The sequence below is a fragment of the Streptomyces sp. GESEQ-35 genome, assembly GCF_017948485.1.
In the GTDB taxonomy this organism is placed as follows: domain Bacteria; phylum Actinomycetota; class Actinomycetes; order Streptomycetales; family Streptomycetaceae; genus Streptomyces.
The window spans coordinates 1-703 of record NZ_JAFFSX010000091.1 but is presented as its reverse complement, the minus strand read 5'-3'; the positions used below and the strand labels follow the sequence as shown (position 1 = coordinate 703).

Annotated in this window: 1 protein-coding gene; it reads left to right on the top strand. The window is 64.4% G+C overall.

Features of this window, described 5'->3' with window-relative positions; translation table 11 throughout:
* On the top strand, positions 1-703 hold a 703-nt coding region (locus KCH87_RS48470; RefSeq protein WP_210594466.1), incomplete at both ends, for an ABC transporter permease.

Here is a 703-nt window from a genome sequence, read left to right as displayed (position 1 = left end):
CGCTGCCCCGCCGGTGCGTGACGGCAGTTCGATGGCGAACATCCTCTACCAGTCGTCGACCATCGGGATCATGGCGCTGCCCGTGGCCCTGCTGATGATCGGCGGCGAGTTCGACCTGTCGGCCGGTGTCGCCGTGATCAGCTCGGCGCTCACCGCGGCCATGCTCAGCTACCAACTGAGCATGAACGTCTGGGTCGGCGTGGTCTTCGCCCTCCTGGTGTCGCTGGCGGTCGGCTTCTTCAACGGCTGGATGGTGGTCAAGACCGGCCTGCCCAGCTTCCTGGTCACCCTGGGCACCTTCCTGATCCTCCAGGGCGTCAACCTGGCCGTGACCAAGCTGGTCACCGGCAACGTCGCGACCGACGACATCAGCGACATGGACGGCTTCGACCAGGCCAAGAAGGTGTTCGCGTCGACCTTCGAGGTCGGCGGCGTCAATGTGAAGATCACCGTCGTGTACTGGCTGGTCTTCGCGGCCATCGCGACCTGGGTGCTGCTGCGGACCAAGTACGGCAACTGGGTCTTCTCGGTCGGCGGTAACAAGGAATCTGCGCGGGCCGTGGGTGTGCCGGTTGCCTTCACGAAGATCTCGCTGTTCATGCTGGTCGGCTTCGGCGCCTGGTTCGTCGGCATGCACCAGCTGTTCTCCTTCAACACCGTGCAGTCCGGTGAGGGGGTCGGCCAGGAGCTGATCTACATCTCC